Origin of the sequence: Stenotrophomonas sp. AG209, assembly GCF_003550055.1 — a bacterium.
GTDB lineage: Bacteria > Pseudomonadota > Gammaproteobacteria > Xanthomonadales > Xanthomonadaceae > Stenotrophomonas.
In genome coordinates this window covers 64,414-84,045 of record NZ_QXDB01000005.1, presented here as the reverse complement: position 1 = coordinate 84,045, position 19,632 = coordinate 64,414, and the positions used below count along the sequence as shown (strand labels likewise).

19 protein-coding genes and 1 tRNA gene are annotated in these 19,632 nt (G+C 66.1%); 5 read left to right on the top strand and 15 right to left on the bottom strand.

Translation table 11 applies throughout. The features are described from left to right. Positions 1 to 24: 24 nt before the first annotated feature. The 11 genes from DFO63_RS19300 to grxD form a co-directional block, all read right to left on the bottom strand. Positions 25 to 101: transfer RNA gene (locus tag DFO63_RS19300), tRNA-Asn, on the bottom strand. Between the two features lie 47 nt (positions 102 to 148). Then, the gene (locus tag DFO63_RS19295) at positions 149 to 556 is read right to left on the bottom strand and encodes a type IV pilin protein (protein ID WP_014036610.1); all 408 of its coding nucleotides are present in this window, start codon (positions 554 to 556) and stop codon (positions 149 to 151) included. A gap of 23 nt (positions 557 to 579) precedes the next feature. After that, on the bottom strand, positions 580 to 4,335 hold the full coding sequence (locus DFO63_RS19290) for a PilC/PilY family type IV pilus protein (protein ID WP_049446008.1): 3,756 nt from the start codon (positions 4,333 to 4,335) through the stop codon (positions 580 to 582). A gap of 13 nt (positions 4,336 to 4,348) precedes the next feature. Next, positions 4,349 to 4,870: a PilX N-terminal domain-containing pilus assembly protein gene (locus DFO63_RS19285; RefSeq protein ID WP_119007608.1), complete on the bottom strand. Its 522-nt coding sequence runs from the start codon at positions 4,868 to 4,870 to the stop codon at positions 4,349 to 4,351. Positions 4,871 to 4,875: 5 nt separating this feature from the next. Then, positions 4,876 to 6,033, bottom strand: a complete 1,158-nt coding sequence (locus DFO63_RS19280) for a PilW family protein (RefSeq protein ID WP_119007607.1) — start codon at positions 6,031 to 6,033, stop codon at positions 4,876 to 4,878. 8 nt (positions 6,034 to 6,041) lie between these two features. After that, positions 6,042 to 6,539: a type IV pilus modification protein PilV gene (pilV, locus tag DFO63_RS19275; protein WP_014036606.1), complete on the bottom strand. Its 498-nt coding sequence runs from the start codon at positions 6,537 to 6,539 to the stop codon at positions 6,042 to 6,044. Continuing rightward, positions 6,536 to 7,051 carry a Tfp pilus assembly protein FimT/FimU gene (locus DFO63_RS19270; RefSeq protein ID WP_014036605.1) on the bottom strand — a complete coding sequence of 172 codons (516 nt, stop codon included), beginning with the start codon at positions 7,049 to 7,051 and terminating at the stop codon, positions 6,536 to 6,538. Before DFO63_RS19270 ends, pilV begins: the two co-directional genes overlap by 4 nt. A 161-nt stretch (positions 7,052 to 7,212) precedes the next feature. Next, entirely contained in the window at positions 7,213 to 8,601 is a 1,389-nt protein-coding gene (gene ppnN, locus DFO63_RS19265) for a nucleotide 5'-monophosphate nucleosidase PpnN (RefSeq protein WP_119007606.1), read from the bottom strand. A gap of 253 nt (positions 8,602 to 8,854) precedes the next feature. Further along, complete coding sequence (locus DFO63_RS19260; protein WP_049446001.1) at positions 8,855 to 12,055, bottom strand: TonB-dependent receptor; 3,201 nt, start codon at positions 12,053 to 12,055, stop codon at positions 8,855 to 8,857. Positions 12,056 to 12,305: 250 nt separating this feature from the next. Next, positions 12,306 to 13,082 carry an SDR family NAD(P)-dependent oxidoreductase gene (locus DFO63_RS19255; protein WP_049445999.1) on the bottom strand — a complete coding sequence of 259 codons (777 nt, stop codon included), beginning with the start codon at positions 13,080 to 13,082 and terminating at the stop codon, positions 12,306 to 12,308. Continuing rightward, positions 13,079 to 13,399 (bottom strand): Grx4 family monothiol glutaredoxin, encoded by a 321-nt coding sequence (grxD, locus tag DFO63_RS19250; protein ID WP_005415957.1) that lies wholly within the window; start codon positions 13,397 to 13,399, stop codon positions 13,079 to 13,081. The genes DFO63_RS19255 and grxD overlap by 4 nt, the downstream gene beginning before the upstream one ends. A gap of 120 nt (positions 13,400 to 13,519) precedes the next feature. Between grxD and DFO63_RS19245 the strand changes: the two genes are divergently transcribed. Then, entirely contained in the window at positions 13,520 to 14,098 is a 579-nt protein-coding gene (locus DFO63_RS19245) for a superoxide dismutase (RefSeq protein ID WP_101765229.1), read from the top strand. A 113-nt stretch (positions 14,099 to 14,211) separates the two neighbouring features. Here the strand turns inward: DFO63_RS19245 and DFO63_RS19240 are convergent, their stop codons facing one another. The 3 genes from DFO63_RS19240 to purE all read right to left on the bottom strand — a co-directional run bounded on the left by DFO63_RS19240 (position 14,212) and on the right by purE (position 16,327). After that, complete coding sequence (locus DFO63_RS19240; RefSeq protein ID WP_049446091.1) at positions 14,212 to 14,553, bottom strand: carboxymuconolactone decarboxylase family protein; 342 nt, start codon at positions 14,551 to 14,553, stop codon at positions 14,212 to 14,214. 125 nt (positions 14,554 to 14,678) lie between these two features. Next, complete coding sequence (locus DFO63_RS19235) at positions 14,679 to 15,827, bottom strand: 5-(carboxyamino)imidazole ribonucleotide synthase (RefSeq protein ID WP_119007605.1); 1,149 nt, start codon at positions 15,825 to 15,827, stop codon at positions 14,679 to 14,681. Then, complete coding sequence (gene purE, locus DFO63_RS19230; protein ID WP_005412808.1) at positions 15,824 to 16,327, bottom strand: 5-(carboxyamino)imidazole ribonucleotide mutase; 504 nt, start codon at positions 16,325 to 16,327, stop codon at positions 15,824 to 15,826. The genes DFO63_RS19235 and purE overlap by 4 nt, the downstream gene beginning before the upstream one ends. 58 nt (positions 16,328 to 16,385) lie before the next feature. Here purE and DFO63_RS19225 point away from each other — a divergent pair, with 58 nt between their 5' ends. From DFO63_RS19225 to DFO63_RS19210, 4 genes are all read left to right on the top strand, one after another. Then, positions 16,386 to 16,655, top strand: a complete 270-nt coding sequence (locus DFO63_RS19225) for a Trm112 family protein (protein ID WP_005408847.1) — start codon at positions 16,386 to 16,388, stop codon at positions 16,653 to 16,655. Continuing rightward, on the top strand, positions 16,652 to 17,503 hold the full coding sequence (gene nadC / locus DFO63_RS19220; RefSeq protein WP_119007604.1) for a carboxylating nicotinate-nucleotide diphosphorylase: 852 nt from the start codon (positions 16,652 to 16,654) through the stop codon (positions 17,501 to 17,503). Before DFO63_RS19225 ends, nadC begins: the two co-directional genes overlap by 4 nt. Before the next feature lie 115 nt (positions 17,504 to 17,618). Continuing rightward, entirely contained in the window at positions 17,619 to 18,620 is a 1,002-nt protein-coding gene (locus DFO63_RS19215) for a DUF2272 domain-containing protein (protein ID WP_049446097.1), read from the top strand. Positions 18,621 to 18,687: 67 nt separating this feature from the next. Next, positions 18,688 to 19,038: a DUF3301 domain-containing protein gene (locus DFO63_RS19210; protein WP_049423257.1), complete on the top strand. Its 351-nt coding sequence runs from the start codon at positions 18,688 to 18,690 to the stop codon at positions 19,036 to 19,038. Positions 19,039 to 19,123: 85 nt separating this feature from the next. Here DFO63_RS19210 and DFO63_RS19205 read toward each other — a convergent pair whose 3' ends face one another. Then, the gene (locus DFO63_RS19205; protein WP_005412806.1) at positions 19,124 to 19,576 is read right to left on the bottom strand and encodes a ClpXP protease specificity-enhancing factor; all 453 of its coding nucleotides are present in this window, start codon (positions 19,574 to 19,576) and stop codon (positions 19,124 to 19,126) included. Positions 19,577 to 19,632: the final 56 nt, after the last annotated feature.

Genomic DNA, 19,632 nt, shown 5'->3' with positions numbered 1-19,632 from the left:
ATTTCTCGCGGCTTTTGCAGTATCTGGCGCCCGAAGTTGGACTCGAACCAACGACCCCCTGATTAACAGTCAAGTGCTCTAACCGGCTGAGCTATTCGGGCGGGGAGGCGCATTGTACTGGTCGATTACAGGAAGATCAACACCTGTTTCACCAGCAGCTGGCAACGCCGCCGTCAGCCGTCTTGCGGTTGGCCTGGTCCACGCTCATCGTGCCGCAGCTGTCCTTGGCCTGCGTGCCCTGCGGGGTGGCGGTGATGGTGAAGCTGGTGCCATCCCCCTTGTAGTCCAGGTTGTAGCGCACGGTACCGCCATCACGCGGCGACACCTTGGTCGGCAGCGCGTAGCCGGTGTAGGAGTTGTTGCTGGTGTGGTAGCGCTCGGCACGCTGCGCGTACTCGGCCAGGTCCGCCTTCACCACCGCACGATGCGATCGGCGCACGTACTCCTGATAGGACGGAATGGCGATCGCCGCCAGAATGCCGATGACGATCACCACGATCATCAACTCGATCAGCGTGAAGCCAGCCGCGCGGCGAGGCATGGGAGTGTGCAACATGAGCGTGGATCCTCGCACTGGGGTTACTGGAGCTGGCGCCAGGACTGGCGACCGCACGGGTAAGGCAGATACAGCGACTGGCTGCCCGCCGCACCGACGGCCATCCAGCAGGTGCTGCCTCCGGGCGGCCCCTTGTTTTCCGTCGGACGTGGCAGCACGGACAACGAGACGTCACGCACCGGCGCGGTTCCCCCGGTCTTCAACGCGATCGCCGCGGTCCCTGATCCGGGCTGGCTACCGGCCGGCGAGCCGTAGCGGACGTTCTCCAGCATCGGCAGGCCGCTGATCGACGACAGTCCGAACAACCAGTTCGAGCCACTGGTCGAACAGCCGACCGTTTCCATGTTGGGCACATAGGTCGGCATGAAGACGATGCCACTGACCAGGGTCGGATTGCCAACCGCGCGCTCGCCATTGCCGGCAGGCAGCTGGATCATCCAGCCGCGCGCATTGGCTGGAGCCGCACCCGCCGTGATCTTGCGCTCATCAGCCCCTGCAGCGGCGGCTGCTGCCGTGTACGGAACCAGGTTGGCAGCGGTCACCGTCGAGGTCACCGTCTTGCCCGACAGATCGTTCACGGCATACAGCGCCTGCTGCGCCTTGTCATCCTTGTCGCTGGTGAACGAGAAGCTGCCGGTGCCGAAATACAGCATCACGCCACCGGAGGGCCCGGTCGCGGCGGTCATGCCACCGGTGATCGGCTGGCGGTAGGTCTTGTTGGAGGAGTCCTGGGCCGCCTGGCTGGTGAACATCGGCACGGTCAGCGTGGTATTCGCACTGCTGGTCAGGTCGAACTTCCACACCGCGCCACGCTGATCGGCTGCATAGACGGTGTCGGCCAGTCCATCACGGCCGCGCGCATCCTGGCTCGCGCCGGTCCAGCGATCGACCACGACCACATTGCCCAATCCATTGTCCCCGGAGATGCCGGCGCCTGAGGTGCCCTCGACCGCTTCGATCATCCGGATGTCGCCGGTGGCCATATCGACCACGAACAGCACCGCCTTGCCGTTGGCGCTGCCGTAGCCATTGCCGAAGATCGCCTTCCAGGCCACGCCGGTACCACTCTTCACCGGCACGATGACCGGCTTGCCCAGCACGAAGCCGATGTTGTTGCGTACCTCGTCCCTCAGCGACGAGTTGATGTCGCTGATTTCCCACAACACGTTGCCGGTGCCGAAGCTGTCCGGCGTGGTGACGTCCAGTGCGAACACCGAACGGCCACCGGCACCGGTGGTACCCACCAGGCTGGTCTGCCAGCTGCTGCCATTGAAGGTATCGGACACGGCAACCGGGCCATCGACGTAATAGCGATGACGGAACGTCTGATCGGCGGTGTCGGACTTATAGGGGAACAGCAGGTTGGCCATATGGCCCAGCGCGGTAGCCGGGATGTAGGCGAAGCTCTCCTTGCCACCCGTGCCATCCTGCTTGGCATCAGCCTTCATGCCGCCATCGAAGGCATGCAGCATGCCGTCGTTGGCACCGACATACACCATGTACCGCTGCGACTTGGCCTTGGTGGCCAGGTAGTCCGTATAGCTCTTGGCGTAGGTGCCACCGAGCTGGCGGTAACCGTAGTCGTCCAGCGGCGAGCTCACCACCGGCGCCGAATTGACGATGTCACCCAGCGGCGTGGTCCGGTCGCGGTACTTGCCGCCGTTGCGGACTTCGGTCGAGCTGTCGGCACTGAGATAGTTGATGGCGCTGGCCAGGTCGGCCTTGATCGTCGTCAGCTTGTCGCTGGAACAGACCAGCATCGTCGCGTACTTGCCGCTGGGCTTGCTGCACAGATCCTGCAGGCTGATGCGGGCGCTGTTGAAGTCCACCGGCGAACCCAGCTTGTTGGCCACGATCCGGCGACCGGACGATGTCAGGCGGCTGGAGGCTTCCCACACCTCGGTGAGTTCCGCCACCTGGTCGGCGTTGACCTTGACGCTGGATGCGGTCAGCTTGCTCGACCAGTCGGTGCCACTGTTGGTGATGTCATAGCGCGGGGTCACCGCCAGCGAGCCGGTGCCGATGCGCGCACCACTGATGCCGATCGTTCCCGACGGCGATGCACCACCGGTGATCGAAGACAGCACCCGGCGCATGGCCTCAGTGACATCTGCCGGGGTCTGTGCGTTGATGAATTCGCCACGGCTGTTCACGGCCGCGTGCCACAGTTCATCGATGACGGTACCGTCATCGACATTGATCGGGTTGCCGTTGCCGGCCCAGTTCGGCGGGTTCTTGTAGGGATCGTCGGTCGCTGCCTGGTTGACGCCATAGATCTTGCCCTGCGCGCCCAGGGTCACGCCGTAGAAATTCATGTGCAGGTCGGTCTGGCAGTCCAGGCGCTTCCAGTCCGGGCTGCTCTTGTCCAGCGAATTGCACTTGTCACTGACCGGCACCTGCCCGGCCGGGAAGCTGGTCCCGGTACGCAGGGGCGTGCGGGAACCGGCATAGGCCGCCGCCGCGATGTCGGCGATGGTATTGCTGTAGCCATCGGCGAACGGAATGGACGGCAGATGGGTCGAGTTCACCGAATCGGCATCACCGAAACCGCTGTTCGCCGTGTTGCCGGAGTTGGTGTAGCCGTCGGTGAACAGCATGCCGCCGTTGCGCTGGCAGGCCAGCTGGACCGGCGCGCCGCTATCGGTACGGCGGAACTGGTCCACCAGGTACTCCACGGCGCGACGATTGGGCGTGCCGCCACTGGCGGTCAACCCGTAGATCTGCGAGTACAGATCAGCACGGTTGGTGACCATGTCGTACATGGTCGCGTTGCTGAGCTTGTTGATGGTGAAGTAGCCCACGCGCATCGTGTCCACGCTGACCAGCGCGGCCGTCGACGAACCGACGATCGCCAGCACACGGTTGCGGTGGTACTGGAACCAGTTGGCAAAGTTCTGGATCGCGGCGTTGTAGGCCGCGGAACTTGAATAGTTGCCCGACTTGATCTGGTAGCGGCGCATGTCGCAGCCGGGGCCACAGGCCCCTGCGATCAGCGGCCGGCTGGCATTGTCGGTCTTGTAGCCCGCCGGTGCCGGCGCCGCCGCTGGCAGGTAGAACGTGGCCGGGAAATAGGTCACCGCATAGGTGGTGTTGCCGGTGTTGCTGATCGCCGCCGTACTCCAGCCACGGCCGGTGTAATAGGAGTTACCGGTGCCGGACAGGTCGGGAATCCGCATGCCGCTGACGAACTGGAACTGCTCCGCCGTCGTGGAACGGTCGGTCGTCATGTTGTACACGGCGTTGTAACCGCGCTGGCCCGAACGCGGATCGGCGCGGGTCTGGGTGAGCACCGCGTCAGCCCAGAGCGTGCCATCGGCATTGGTCCACGGGCGGTAGGTCACGTCCGGGTTGAAGTAGCTGGCGTTGTAGACATGCGAACGGGCGAAGCCGTAGATGTCCAGCGGCGGAATGGCGCGACCCGGCGAATACTCCTTGTTGAAATCCGCGTGCGGGTACAGGTAGAGATAGCAGTCCACCGAGTTGTTGGCGCACGCCGTACCCACGCTGAAGAAGCTTCCATCGTTGTTGAAGAAGCTGCCGTTGCTGGAATTCCAGCGCATGCGGCCGTCACCACCGGGGAACATGCGCTCGAAGTTCATCGAACCCGAATCGTCCACCGCCATGATGAACGCCGGTGTCGCGCGCGTCTGCACGTTCATCGGCTCCTGTGCCAGCACGCCCTGCGCCTGTGCAGCAAACAGGGTATGCGCCAGATAGCCGCCAGCGGCCAAGACGGCAAGGCCAACGCCTGCCAGGATCCTGCGGTTGCGAGTGTTCATGGGCTCCCCACCCTCACAGCTTGAATACGGTATCGATCGCCGCACGCGACGTCGCATCACTGGTGGTATCACCGGCATACGTCGTGATCTGGTAGACCGGCGTTGGCTTCTCCACCGACTTGCCCATGTCCAGCGCACCCTCCCCCTGGATGCAGCCCTGGATTTCACGGACATAGATCGCCGGCTTGCTGCCCAGCTTGGTTTTCGCGACCCACCCCGAAGGATCGAAGCCGTCATCGCACTGCTGGCTGATGTCGGCGGACGTTACGGCCGGATTGGTACCGGCATCCTTCCGGTTGGCGATGTTCTCCACCGCGTTCTCGGCGCTGCGCGCCGCACCTTCGGCGTTCTGGAACGCCATGTTGGTCGCCCGGTAGCCGGCCGCCATGCGCTCCTGCATGCCGGCCACCTGCATGCCGATCACGCCTAGCAGGGCCAGCAGCACCAGCATGATCAGCGCGACGTAGAGCACGGCGCCGTCCTGTCTTGCGGGACCGGCAAAGGGACGTCGCCGGGAGGAAGGATGAGTGCGCATGGTCGTCAGTTCCCGAACAAGCGGTTGCGCAGCGCAACGGACGCTTCATAGGCGCCACGATGGCGCTGGTCGTAAGGATCGGCCGGGGCAAAACCCACCCCCAGGATGGCCGGATAGGTGGCCGCGCTGCCCGGCGCTTCGGCCGACGCACGCTGCGGACTGCGCGCCAGCAGGCCCACCTGCACCATGCCGACGCGGCGCCACTGCCCCGCGGCGGCGGCATCGGTGCCGGTACTCACCGCACTGGCCACGCGCTGGTCCACGATGCGACCGGTCGGCGGCGTGGGCAGGGCAATGTTCGTGGTGGCATCCAGGCCATACAGGAACTGCATGTTCTCGATGCCTTCCACCAGCTCCTCGCCATCGGCGTAGCCGCCGGCGCCATTGGCGCGTGCCCGGTAAAGCGCCGGCTCGCCATTGGGATTGGTCGCGATGTAGTACGCCATGCCATCGGCGCGATACAGCATGGTCATCGCGTTGTTGACCGAATAGTTGCTCAGGTCGACCTTGTCGACCTTCACCGTCGAACCGGTGATGGTGGCGGGGAATACGTCCGCACGGGTGCAGTCGGCCACGCCGAAGACCGTCGGCGTGCCTGCGGCATTGGCCTTCAGTCGGGCCATGCCATCACTGGAGACGGTCAGTGTGGTCGCGCCCGCGGCCACGGATATGCCGGTGACGACGGCCCCTTCCGGACTCATCAGGCGCAGTACCAGGATGTCGCTGCCCGGCAACGGTGCCGGCTTGAGGTTGGCGATGCTCTTCGGAACCGACTGCGCCGCGCTCCACGCACGGCCCAGCGTCAGCGTGGCGCCCGGCGCCGTACCTGCAGCCTCGTATCCCTGCACGGGAACCGAGAAATCCTGCGGGTCGCCACTGCCCGAGCTGATGCCCAGGTGGTAGCCGACATCGCCGGTGTTCTTGACCACGTGGGCCTGGTCGTTGACGCAACCGAAATGGCCGGCCATGCGCAGGTCACGCTGCAGGAAATCCAGCGCGAAGCGCGCGTTCTCCTGGGTGCGGGCCGCGCCTTCGGACAGGCGTGACGCCGCACGCGAGGCGATGAAGATCTGGGTGACGCCCAGCATCAGGACCAGACCGATGACCATGGCGATCATCAGTTCGATCAGCGACAGGCCTCGGGCTCGCGAAATTGGACTCATGGGCGCGTTCACAGGAAGGTCGTCAGGCCGAAGGTGGTAAGGCTGTCGGGATCCTTCGGATCCCAGCGCTGGTCACCCCAGCTGATGGCCACGGTGACCTGGCCGGTGCTCTGCACGAAGGTCACCTGCGCGCTGGCCTTCTCGCCCAGCGTGCGTGCGACCTCGCACTGCCAGCGCGCCACGTTCGTCTTTGGCGTCACGGCGGCGCCGGTCGGCCAGGAACAGGCGCCGCTGGGCTTCACCGAGCCGGCCGAGAACGAGGCCGAGGAATAGGCGCCACCGGCCAGCGTGTCGGTACGCTGGGCGCGCATCAGCTCGATCAGATCGTTGGCCAGGTTGGTGGCCTGGGTACGGTAATTCGCGCTCTGCACGAAGCGGACGTTGGTGGTCTGCAGCAGGGCAAAGCCCAGCAGCCCGAATGCCAGGATCAGCACCGCCACCATCACTTCGATCAGGCTGAAGCCGCCCTGTGAAGACCGTGGGCGGGCCAGGTTGCGGCGGCTCATGAGCAGGTTCCCTTGGTCACCCGGACCTGGCCGGATTGGTTGATCGTCAGCGTGCTTTTCGATTCACCGGCCTTGCACGCATCCGGCGACAGCACCAGCGTCTGGTCAGCAACCGCCCGGCGTCGGCCGCGCCCGTCGAAGGCGATGACCGCACCCGGCGGACCCACCACGCTGAGCTGCGGGTTGCCCTGCGAAAAGCGCAGCGCGACATCATTACTGCCCATCTGGCCGTCGCCATCGAGGTCCGACCAGGCCAGTACGCCCTTGGACCAGTCGCCATCACAGGCCTTGCCATCGGCGCTGCCACAGACACCGCCACCGTTGCTGTTGCGGATGCCTTCACTGCGGGCCAGGTTGGCCAGCGCGATCAGTTCATTGTTGGCGGTCGCCAGCCGGTTCGAGCGGATCATCCCGCGGAAGCTCGGATAGGCGATCGACGCCAGGATCACGAAGACGGCCAGCGTGACCATCAGTTCAACCAGCGTGAAACCGTTTTGCCGGCGCAAAGACATTGGACGCTCCCCAGCGTGTTGGTGGCCACGATGGGCCATCGCCCCGCCACCGGCAAGCGGCGGCAGGATGAACGGTCAATCCGGGGCGACGGGCGTCAAAGGCTTGACGACCCGCCCTCCCCTGCCAGTGCCGGCGCGATCCCCATCGCGCCGGCCCGGATTCAGGCCAGCACCTGGTAGCAGGGCTGGTATTCGCCGGAGATCTTCATCCGGCGCTGCTCGACGAAGGCGCGCAGCAGCGCATCCAGCGCCTGCATCATGTCCGGGTCACCGTGGATCTGGAACGGCCCGAACTGCTCGATGCGGCGCATACCGTCTTCCTTCACGTTACCGGCCACGATGCCCGAGAACGCCCGGCGCAGGTCGGCCGCCAGCGCGTGCGGGGCACGCCCGTGATGCAGGTCCAGCGCCGCCATCGCCTCGTGGGTCGGCACGAACGGTTGCTGGTACTCCCACGGGATCTCGATCGACCAGTTGAAGAAGAACGAATCCTTCTGCGCCAGGCGGTGCTCGCGCACGCGCTTGATGCCGTTGGCCATCTTCTTGGCCACCGCCACCGGGTCACCGATGATGATCTCGTAGCGCTCGGCAGCCTCATCGCCCAGGGTCAGGCGGATGAAGCGATCGATCTGCTCGAAGTACGGCGCGGCCACGGTCGGGCCGGTCAGGATCAGCGGGAACGGCAGGTCCTTGTTCTCCTCGCGCAGCAGGATGCCGAGCAGGTACAGGATCTCTTCGGCGGTACCGACGCCACCGGCGAACACGATGATGCCGTGGCCGATGCGGACGAAGGCCTCAAGGCGCTTCTCGATGTCCGGCATGATCACCAGGTGGTTGACGATCGGGTTCGGCGACTCGGCGGCGATGATGCCCGGCTCGGTCAGGCCGATGTAGCGTGTCACGGTACGGCGCTGCTTGGCATGGGCGATGGTGGCGCCCTTCATCGGGCCCTTCATTGCGCCCGGGCCGCAGCCGGTGCAGATGTCCAGGCCGCGCAGGCCCAGCTCGTAGCCGACCTGCTTGGTATACAGGTACTCATCGCGCGAGATCGAGTGGCCGCCCCAGCACACCACCAGGTTCGGATCACCCGGGTTGAGGATGCGGGCGTTGCGCAGCAGGCCGAACACCGCATTGGTGATGCCCTCGGACGACTCCAGCTCGGCGGCGTAGGCCGGGCCCATCTCGATGGCCATGTAGGCCAGATCGCGCACGACGGCGAACAGCAGCTCGGCGACGCCGCGGATGATCTCGCCGTCGACAAAGGCCATCGCCGGTGCGTTGACCAGGTCGATGCGCACGCCGCGATGCTGCTGCGCCACCTGGATGTCGAAATCAGGGTAGAGATCGCGCGCGGCGCGCGGATCGTCCGAGGCGCTGCCGCTGGTCAGCACGGCCAGCGCGCAGCGACGCAGCAGCTCATGCATGCCGCCCGCGGAGGCATCGCGCAGGCGTGCCACCTCGGCCCGCGAGAGCACATCCAGCCCACCGCGCGGGTAGATCCGCGCATCCTGCACCGGCAGTGCACGGGCCGATTTTTCGTTCGTGGTCATGTCCAATTTTTCGCTTCCTTCAAGGTTTCCGACTGTACTGCCGCCCCCTTAAAAAGCAAAACGGCCGGGAAGCCCGACCGTTGGATATGTGCTTCCCGCGTTCGCCTTTCCGGGACCGCATCGGCGGCGTTGGCGCCGCGCACATTTCTGGATGCTACGCCCTTGCCTTGCACCCTGCAAGGACTTTCGCCTGAACGGGAAACGGCCGGGTTTCCCCGGCCGTTTCCGTTTACAGCACAGCTACGTCAGTGCATCAGAACTGGTAGCGGAAGCCCAGCTGCATCGACCACTGCGACACACCGACGTCGAAGCCGTCAGCATCCGAGTTGGCGACGCTCGGCAGGTCCGCGCCACGGTAGTTGTAGACGTACTTGCCGTTGTACAGGCCCTGCAGGCTGGCAACACGAGCGTTGGCGTAGAAGCCGTAGTCGTAGATGTTGCCCCACTTCTTGTTGAGCATGTTGCCGACGTTCTGGATGTCCAGCCAGATCTCCGACTTGTGGCCCTTCATGAAGCCCGGCAGCTGCTGGCTGATGCGGATGTCGAAGGTGTTGATCCAGCCGGTACGGAACTGGTTGGCCGGAGCCACCTGGCCTTCGTACTTGGCCAGCTGCGGGTTGGCCGCCAGCCAGTCGAAGAACGACTTCTCCATCGCCGCATCGGCGGTGAACTTGCCGGCGTTGGACAGGGTGCCGAACAGGACCTCGCCGCGACGCGGCACGTAGAACAGGTCGTTGCCCGAACGGCCGTCGCCGTTGGCGTCGTTCACATAGATGTAGCTGTACGGACGGCCGCTGCGGCCTTCGTACACCAGACCCACCTTGGTCTCGTAGTCGCCGAAGAACTTGTGCTTCCAGTTCAGCGAGCCCGACAGGCGGTCGCGGATCTGGTAGCGCGAGGTGTTCAGCATTTCCTCGTTGGCATTGAAGGCGTACTGGTAGCCCCAGCCCGAGCTGGCGGTGGAGCTGGTCAGGCTGCCCACTTCCTTGGCATCGGTGTAGGTGTAGCCCAGGTTCCAGGACCAGTCGCTGCTGGCGCTCCACGGCTTGCTCAGCGAGACGGTGAACTGCGAGGTACGACCCTGGTCGGTGTTGTCGATCAGGTAGACGTTGTTGAAGCCCTGTGCGGCATAACCATTGCGCGCATCGTTGGTGCCCCACGCCCTGCCGTCAGCCGAAGGCACGTAGTAGTTCACGCGACCATCGGCACCGACCTGACGGCCCTTGCCCAGGTTCAGGTGCTGGTAGTACAGGCCATCCTTGACCTTGGTCACCAGCAGCTCGGCCGAGGCGACCATGCCGTACCACGGCAGCTCGTGATCGAAGGCCAGGTTGGCCTTGTACAGCGACGGCAGCTTGAAGTCGCGACCGACGAAGTTGACGTTCTGCAGCGCACTGCCCGGGGTGGTCGGGACCGGCTGGTTGTCCTTGTCCGGATTGAACTTCTGACCGTTGTAGCGGCTGATGTTGTACGAGTCGTAGTTGAAGCCGGTGGTGGAGTAGCTGTTGCTGATCCACACCTGCGGCGCATCACCCTGGAACAGGCCGATGCCGCCGCGCAGCTGGGTCGGGCGCTCGGTGTCGAAGGTGTAGTTGAAGCCGAAGCGCGGCTGGATCAGGAACTTGCTCGGGAACACCGCACTGTTGTCATAACCGAAGACAGTCTGCGCCTTCTGGTTGTACGCCGGCGCCGGGCTCACCTTCGGACGGTCGCCGCGCAGGCCCATGGTCAGGGTCAGGTTGCTGTTGACGTACCAGGTGTCCTGCACGAACAGGGCAAGATTGCTGTACTTGTAGTCAGCCGCGATCGAGTTCGCGCTCTTTTCCTTGTTCAGCTGGTAGGTCTGCCACTGACCCTTGGCGAAATTGTCCAGGCCGTAGAAGGTGTAAGCACCCCACGAGCCAGCGCCGTAGTAGTTGTAGACATCGTTGGTGTCGTACGAACCACCGAACTTCAGGTCGTGGTTACCCAGGGTCAGCGTACCGGCGGCGTAGTAGTTCCACGCCTTGGTTTCCAGCACGTTGTTCTGCGAGTTGGTCTCGGTACCCAGGAACAGCGAGTCGCCTTCCGGCGTGGTCACATCGCCGCCGCGCGGGAAGTAGATGCGGATGCTCGGGGCATTGGTCGGCACCTGGCGGACGGCCGAGTACTCGCGGTACGAAGCCTTCAGCTCGGTCGAGAAGGTGTCGGACCAGTCGCTGAAGACCTGGGCGACGTAGCTCTCGTTGGTCTTGACGTGCTGGTACCAGTACGAGCTCAGCGACGCCTGCGAGGTCGAACCCATGCCGTTGATGCGCAGCTTGCTCTGCTCGAGCTTGCTGTAACGGATGTTGGCGCGGTGGTTCTCGTTGATGTTCCAGTCGAGCTTCAGTGCGTACTCTTCCAGATCGGTGTTGCCGTTGCTTTCGATACCGCCGGCATCGAAGCCATAGCCCTTGGCGATTTCCTGGGCACGGGTCACGTCAGCCATGCTGTAGTCAGCATTGGCCTTGCCCAGCGCAGTGCTGGACAGGTCGGCGCCCGGCGCGGACTGCTTGAACTTCTCGTAGTTGGCGAAGAAGAACAGCTTGTCCTTGACGATCGGGCCGCCCAGGGTCATGCCGTAGGTCTTTTCGTCGTTGAAACCGTTGAACTTCTTGCCTTCCGGGTTCTTGCCGAACCAGTCACCGTCACGGTAGGTGCCGTAGACCGAACCGTGGAATTCATTGGTACCGGACTTGGTCACCGCATTGACGGTGGCACCCGCAGCGCCAGCGATGCTGACGTCGTAGTTGGACAGGTTGATGTCCAGCGCTTCGATGGCTTCCATGGCGACCGGCTGGCGGCGGGTCGGCATGTTGTTGCCTTCCAGGCCGAAGGTGTCGCTGGCCGAGACGCCGTCGATGTTGATCGAGTTGTAGCGCGGGTTCTGGCCACCGGCCGAGATCGAGCCCGATGCGCGGTCGATGAAGGTCACGCGCGGGTCCAGGCGCATCAGATCCTGGATGTTGCCGCCGATGGACGGCGCAATCTCGATCTGCTCCTGGCTGATGTTGGTGCCCGAGCCCATCTTGGTGGCGCTGAACACTTCCGAGCCGCCGCCGACGGCGGTGACCTGCACGGTGTCCAGGTTGGTGGCCTTGGCCATGTCGCCGGTCAGGATGGCATTGATGGTGCCGGTCTGGTTCACGCCCAGGTAGACGCCATCTTCGGTCTTGGTGCCTTCACCCGGCTTGGTGATGGTGATGGTGTACGGACCACCCACGCGCAGGCCGCGCGCGTTGTAGCGACCCGCCGCGTCGGTCGTGGCGCGCGACACGGTGCCCGACTCGGTGTGGGTGATGGTGACTTCAGCACCGGCGACGGGCTGGCCGCCGCTGGTCACGACCTGGCCGCCGACACCGGCAGTGGTGGTCTGGGCGAAGGCGGGAGCGGCAGCAAGTGCAGCCACGAGACCAAGGGTAAGCTTGGACATCCGGAGTGGGTGGGTCATTTTTCGGTAGCCTCGATGCGAGTTGGCGATGGCGGAAAAAAAGCGCATCCAATCAGCCCTGCGGGTGGCTGGTCGGAGAGTTATCTGGGGTTCCCTACCGCTTGGCTGAAGGCAGCCATAACGGTTAACACTAGATTAACACGCTACGCCATCAATGTGACGGTTGTGCGACAAACGGCACCGGATCGCAACGCAATCGTGACGGGATCTTCATTCCGCCTTACGGTCGTCTTCACGCGTCGCCAGAGGCTCCGCTGGCATCGAGGATGCGGCCCCGCCAGGCGCTGCCGGCCGGGGAAAGCAGGGTCACCGCCGCGGCCGCCGCGGCTTCCGGAGCACGGGCAGCCGGGTCCTGATCGACGGAATAGGCGCGGGCCCGCAGCGCCGTGCGCAGCGGCCCCGGGTACAGACCGCTGACCCGCACCGGGCTGCGGCCCAACTCATCGTGCAGGCTGCCGATCAGGCCGCGCAGGCCATGCTGGGCCACGCCATAACCACCCCAATAGGCCTGCCCTACCCGCTCGGGCGCATCCACGGCGAATACCAGGGCGGCATCCTCGCGCTGCCGCAGCAGCGGCAGGCAAGCCTGGGCCAGCCAGGCCGGGGCGGTCAGGGTGACATGGACCGCGCGGGCGAAACTGGCCGGGTCGGCCAGCTCGAACGGGGTCAGGCCGGGGAAATGCGCGGCGCAGGCCAGCAGGCCATCCAGCCGCCCCAGCTCGCGCTGCAGGGCCTGGGCCAGTTCGGCATAGTCATCGGGGCCGGCGCCTTCCAGGTCCAGCGGGTACAGCAAGGGTTCCGGGCCGACCGCCTGGACCTGGGCATAGACCCGATCCAGCCGGCGCGGCTTGCGCCCCAGCAGGACCACGGTAGCCCCGGCCGCTGCAGCGGCAACCGCCGCGGCACTGCCCAGCCCGCCGCCGGCACCGGCAACCAGCACCACGCGGTCCTGCAACGGGCGGCCATCGAGCGCCCCGTCAGTCGGTGACGTCGACGGCCAGGCACTCATCCCTGGGTCGCCTCTTCGACGATGCGCTTGAGCTCGCCGGATTCAAACAGTTCCATGACGATGTCGCAGCCGCCGATCAACTCGCCGTTGATGAACAGCTGCGGGAAGGTCGGCAGGTTGGAGAAGCGCGGCAGGTTGGCGCGGATCTCCGGCTCTTCGAGCACGTTGACGGTGCGCAGGGTGACGGCGCCGGCAGCCATCAACGCCTGCACGGCGCGGCTGGAAAAGCCGCACATCGGGTACTGCGGGGTGCCCTTCATGAACAGCACGAGCGGGTAACGATCGACCTCGGCCTGGATTTGCTGCATTACCGCCACAACCACACTCCTTGCTTCGCCGGACAAACCGACCGTGATGGTCGGCTAGACTGCCCACGGTAGCCGCCATTGTAAGCGGATGGAACAGGCTGCCGCCGTCCCCTGGCCACGAACCTGTCCATGCCCGTCGAATTGCCCGCCCTGCCCTACCTCTCCGGCTCCCTGCAGCCCCACCTGTCCGCGCAGACCGTGGAACTGCATCACGGCCGCCACCACCGCGCCTATGTCGACGCGGTCAACGCCGGCACCCTCGGCACCGAGTGGGAAGAAGCGTCACTGGAAGAGATCGTGCGCCATGCCCAGGGCTCGCTGTTCGATGCAGCCGCCCAGGCCTGGAACCACGGTTTCTACTGGCAGTGCCTGCGCCCGCGCGGCGGCGGCGAACCGCAGGGCCGGCTGGGCGAGCTGGTGAAGCGCCAGTTCGGTGACGCGCAGCGCCTGCGCGAGGAGTTCAACCGCACCGCGCTGGGCCTGTTCGGCTCGGGCTGGGTGTGGCTGGTGCAGCACCCGGGTGGCCAGCTGGGCATCCAGGCCACCCGCAACGCGGGCACGCCCCTGACCGGTGACAGCACCCCGCTGCTGTGCTGCGACGTATGGGAGCACGCTTACTACACCGACTACCAGAATGATCGCGCACGCTACCTGGACGCGTTCTGGCAGATGGTCAACTGGGAATTCGCCGAGAGCCAGCTGCGCTGAAGCGGCGACTCGACCATGGGTAGTGCCGGCCGTTGGCCGGCAATCCACTGGGCGCGCAAATATGCCGGGGTTGCCGGCCAGCGGCCGGCACTACCGGGAAACAGAACAGAGCTTCACGCGTTCTCGTGTGCGGCCACGGCGTCCATCACCCGTGCCGAATACACCAGCGCGGCGCCGGCGTTGAGCGACACCGCCACGCCCAGCGCCTCTGCGATTTCCTCGCGGCTGGCGCCATGCTTCAGCGCCGCGTCCACGTGCACGGTGATGCAGCCGTCACAGCGGGTGGTCACCGCCACCGCCAGCGCGATCAGCTCACGGGTCTTGGCATCAAGGTGGTTGGTCTGGGCACCAGCATTGGACAGGGTGGCGTAGCCCTTGACCGTGTCGGGCGAGAGCTTGCCGATCTCGCCGATGCGGCCCTTCAGTTCCTTGCGGTAGGCATTCCAGTCGAGCATGGTCGTGACTCCTGTGAAAGGAGCTCCACGCTACCACCGGCAATGTTGCGCCGATGGCTGCACCGATGCGTCACACCGTTGCAGCCATACAGGGGTGTGCCGGCCGCACGCCGGCACGCCCGCGTTCAGCGGTTGCGCAGCGCGTGCACCGCCGGTGCCACCTGGGCCTGGCGGTCCAGTTCCAGGCCCACCTGGTCCAACGCGTCGGCCAGTGCTGCGGCATCGTCATCGCGCAATGTGGCATGGCCGACCTTGCGGCCTTCGCGCGACTCCTTGCCATAGTCATGCCAGTGGCCACTGGCCTGGGCCAGCACCGGCAACGGATCGGGCATCCGGCCCAGCCAGTTCAGCATGCAGGCATGGCCGAGCATGCGGGTGCTGCCCAGCGGCAGGCCCAGCACAGCACGCAGGTGGTTCTCGAACTGCGAGGTCTCGCTGCCTTCGATGGTCCAGTGGCCGGAGTTGTGCACGCGCGGCGCCATCTCGTTGGCCAGCAGCTCACCATCACGGCAGAACAGCTCCAGCGCGAACACGCCGACGTACTGCAGGTGTTCGGCGACGCGACGGGCATAGCCGATCGCTGCCTGCCGCTCGGCGTCGGACAGCACGGCCGGGGCCACACTGGCCGACAGCACACCGTCGACATGCCAGTTGCCGGTGACCGGCCACGCCTCGAAGCTGCCATCGCGGCCGCGCACGGCGACCACGCTGACCTCGCGCTGGAAGGCCACGAAGCCTTCCAGGATCAGGCCGGTGCGCTCGACCTGCGCACCCAGCGCGTCCCACGCAGCATCGATGTCGGTTTCGCTGCGCAGGCGGAACTGCCCCTTGCCGTCGTAGCCCAGGCGGCGGGTCTTGAGGATGCACGGCAGGCCGAATTCGGCGGCCTTCGCCGCCAGCTCGTCACGGCTGCGGATGTCAGCGAAGGCCGGCAGCGGAATGCCCAGCTGCTGGAACAGGGTTTTCTCACTCAAGCGGTCCTGGGCCACGGCCAGTGCGGCCGGCGGCGGATAGACCGGCACGCGGTCGGCCAGGAACTGTGCACTGTCGGCAGGCACGTTCTCGAAATCGAAGGTGACCACATCGACCTTGGCGGCGAAGTCCGCCAGCGCCTGGCGGTCATCGAAGGCACCGACGGTGAGCGGCGCCAGCGGGCCGCTGCAGGCGTCGGCGGCCGGGTCGTACAGCTCGAAGCGCAGTCCCAGCGGCGCACCGGCCAGGACCATCATGCGGGCGAGCTGGCCGCCGCCCAGGATGCCGACGGTCAGGCTCATTGGCGCGGATCGTCGTGGGCCATCACGTCTTCGGTCTGGCGTGCGCGGAACGCGTCGAGCGCCTGGCCGATCGCCGGCTGGTCACTGGCCAGCATCGCGGCGGCGAACAGCGCAGCGTTGGAGGCGCCGGCATTGCCGATGGCGAAGGTGGCGACCGGAATGCCGGCCGGCATCTGCACGATCGACAGCAGCGAATCCATGCCGTTGAGGGCCTTGGACTGCACCGGCACACCCAATACCGGCACGGCGGTCTTGGCGGCGATCATGCCCGGCAGGTGGGCGGCCCCGCCGGCACCGGCGATGATCGCGCGCAGGCCTCGCGGGCCCGCCTGCTCGGCGTAACTGAACAACACATCCGGCGTCCGATGCGCGGACACCACCTTCACTTCGAACGGAACACCCAGGGCTTCAAGCTTCTGGGCGGCGTGCTGCATGGTTTCCCAGTCGGAACGGGAACCCATGACGATGCCGACAAGCGGCGCGATCGGGTTGGGGGTCATTGGCCGTCACCTGCCTTAAAGACGTATTCTAGCCGTCTTCCACGCAAGACGAAGAACCATGGATCGCAAGCTGCTCGACCTGCTGGTGTCGCCGGACACCCGCCAGCCCCTGTCCCTGCTGGATGGCAAGGGCCTGGAAGCCCTCAACAAGGCCATTTCCGCCGGCGCGGTGAACAAGGCCGATGGCAACCCGCTGGCGCAGCCGCTGCGCGAAGCGCTGGTCACCCGCGACCGCAAGCAGGTATTCCGCGTCGACGACGGCATCCCGGTGCTGCTGGCCGAAGAAGCCATCCCGACCGCCCAGATCGCCGACTTCCCGGCCGCATGAGCATGCTGCCGACGCCGGATGCGGCCGTTGTCGCCGCCGATGTCGCGCGTGCACTGGCCGAGGACCTGGGCAGCGGTGATGTCACCGCCGCCCTGCTGCCCGACCAGGCCGACAGCGCTTACCTGCTGTGCAAGCAGGACGGAGTGATTGCCGGCCGCCCCTGGTTCGACGCCACCCACCGCGCGCTCGACCCGGACGTGCGCATCGACTGGCAGGTTGCCGAAGGCGACGCGGTCACCGCAGGCACCGTGCTGGCCCTGCTGCACGGGCGCAGCCGCAGCCTGGTCAGCGCCGAGCGCACTTCGCTGAACTTCCTGCAGACGCTGTCCGGCACCGCCACGACCACCGCACGCTACGTGGCGGCCGTGGCCGGCACTGGCACGCGCATCCTCGACACCCGCAAGACCCTGCCCGGCCTGCGCCTGGCGCAGAAGTACGCGGTGCGCTGCGGCGGTGGCGAGAACCATCGTTTCGGCCTGTACGACACGGTGATGCTGAAGGAAAACCACATCCGCGCAGCCGGTTCGCTGGCCGCCGCCGTGGCGGGCGCACGCCGGCAGTGGCCCGCGCTGCCGCTGGTGGTCGAAGTGGAGGACCTGGCGCAGCTGCGCCAGGCGCTCGAAGCCGGTTGCGAACGCATCCTGCTGGACGACTTCAGCCCCGACCTGCGCCGCGAGGCAGTGCGCATCACGGCCGGCCGCATTCCGCTGGAAGTGTCCGGCAGCGTCGGCCTGGGCGGTCTGCGCTCGATCGCCGAGGATGGCGTCGACTGCATTTCCATCGGTGGCCTGACCAAGCACGTGCAGGCCATCGATCTGTCGTTGAAGCTCGGCCCGCCGCCGGGCTGAGGCCTGGCCCGGGGTCAGATCCCTTCTCAATGGGAAAAGGGATCTGACCCCGTTCTCACACCCGGCGTTCACGACAGCGCTGCGACGCTGCAGGCATCCCCCACAGGAGCCGCGCATGCGCCGGATGCTCTTGCCTGCCTGTCTGCTGCTGGCTGCGGCACCGCTGTCCGCAGCGGCCGCCGAAGCCTGCGATGTGCCGCCCCGCTTCGGCCTGAGCCCGTTGGCGGTGGCCATCCGCAATACCGCCTGCAATGAACACCGGCTCTGGTTCCGGCCCTTCATCGATCGCGATGGCCGCGCCGCCAGTCTCAGCGTCACCGAAGCCGAAAGCGATCACTTGGCCGACAACGGGCTGATCGCCTGGCAGCGCGTGGCCGGCTACTGGCGCAACAGCGGCACGCTCAACGCAATGGGCAGCATCGCCGGCGCCAGCAGCTGTCTGGCACCGCTGGGTACGCGCTACACCGACAGCGACTGCCGCGCCTTCCTGGTCGACAACCCGTGGTCGGCCGCGTTCATTTCCTGGGTGATGGTGCAGTCCGGCGTGCCCGGCTTCAACACGTCGCCACGCCACATCGACTACATCCGCGCCGCGTACCAGGGCGGGCCCTCGGGCGTGCCGTACCGGCTGGTCGACCCGGCCACGGCCAAACCCGCGCCCGGCGATCTGCTGTGCTTCCTGCGTGACCGCAGCAGCACGCTCAGCTACAGCGGACTGGTGCAGGCGTTGGGCAATGGTTCGGTGGGCCACTGGAAATCGCATTGCGAAGTGGTGGTGGCCGCCAACCTCGGCGGCGACCAGACCCTGTATCTGGTGGGCGGCAACGTGATGAACACCGTGGCGATGCGGCTGCTGCCGCTGGAGCGCACCGGACTGATCAAGCTGCCGCCGGCGCGCGAACGCAACAGCACCGGCATCGACCCCAGCTGCACGCCGGGCCGCGAGGACGAATGCAGCTTCAACCGCCAGGACTGGGCAGCGCTGCTGCAGTTGACCGCCACATCACCGCTGGTGATGCCTTCGCCCACTGCGACGCCGATGCAGCCCGCCCCGGCACCGCAACCGGTCATCGTGCCCGCGCAGCCGGTATCCAGCGAACCGCAGCCGCGGCGGTGAATGCAGCGCTTGATCCAGCGCGCGTTCGCCGCCATCTTTGCGGGATCGACCTCTGACGGCTGACGCCATGCCCACCCTGCTGCTGTTGCTGATTGCCGGCGGAATCATCTACTTCTTCTGGAACGCCGCACGCTCGGCCGCCGAGCGCGCGGTCGAGCTGGGCCGCAATGCCTGCCGCGCCGCCGATGTGCAGTGGCTGGACCAGGCGGTGCACGCCACCGGCCTGCGACTGTCGCGTGGCGAGGATGGACGGCTCGGTTTCGAGCGCACCTTCAAGTTCGAATATTCCTACGATGGCATCGATCGCCACGTGGGCCGCATGGTGCTGCGTGGCGACCAGCTGATCTCGTTCACCGGCCCCGGTGCCGCGCGGATCAGCCAGATCCGGCCGGATGCGGAGGATGCCGAGGATGTCTAAGGACTTTGAGTGCCGAGCAACGGTCGGCACCCACCGGTAAATCCTGCAAAGAAAAACGCCGCCCATCGGGGCGGCGTCGGAATGGTTACTTGACCACGCGCAGGTTCGGGCGGCCCTTCGGCGGCGGACTGGCCGGCGGCGTATCGTCCGGCGGCGTGCCTTCCTCGTGCAGCAGCTCATCGCTGGTCGGTGCGGTTTCGTTGCCCGGAATGTCATCCGGCAGCGCCATGCCCTGCCCGGTCTCGCGGGCATAGACCGCCAGCACGGCACTGATCGGCACCTGCACCGGGTAGCTGGTGCCGGAGAAGCGGGCCGAGAAGCTCACCATTTCGTTGTCGATCATCAACCGCACGACGGCACGTTCGGCGATGTTGAGCACGACCCGGCCATCCTTGACCGCCGAAGGCGGGACCTGCACGCCGGGGACGCCGGCGTCGACCAGGATGTGCGGGGTCAGCTGGTTGTCGTTGATCCATTCCACCAGCGCCCGCAGCAGGTACGGGCGGTGGCTGGTCATGTGGAAGAAGTCTTCGGTCATGCGTGAAGTGTACGCGCCCGGCGCCCCGCCGGGGCGGATCGCCTGCACGCCGGTCG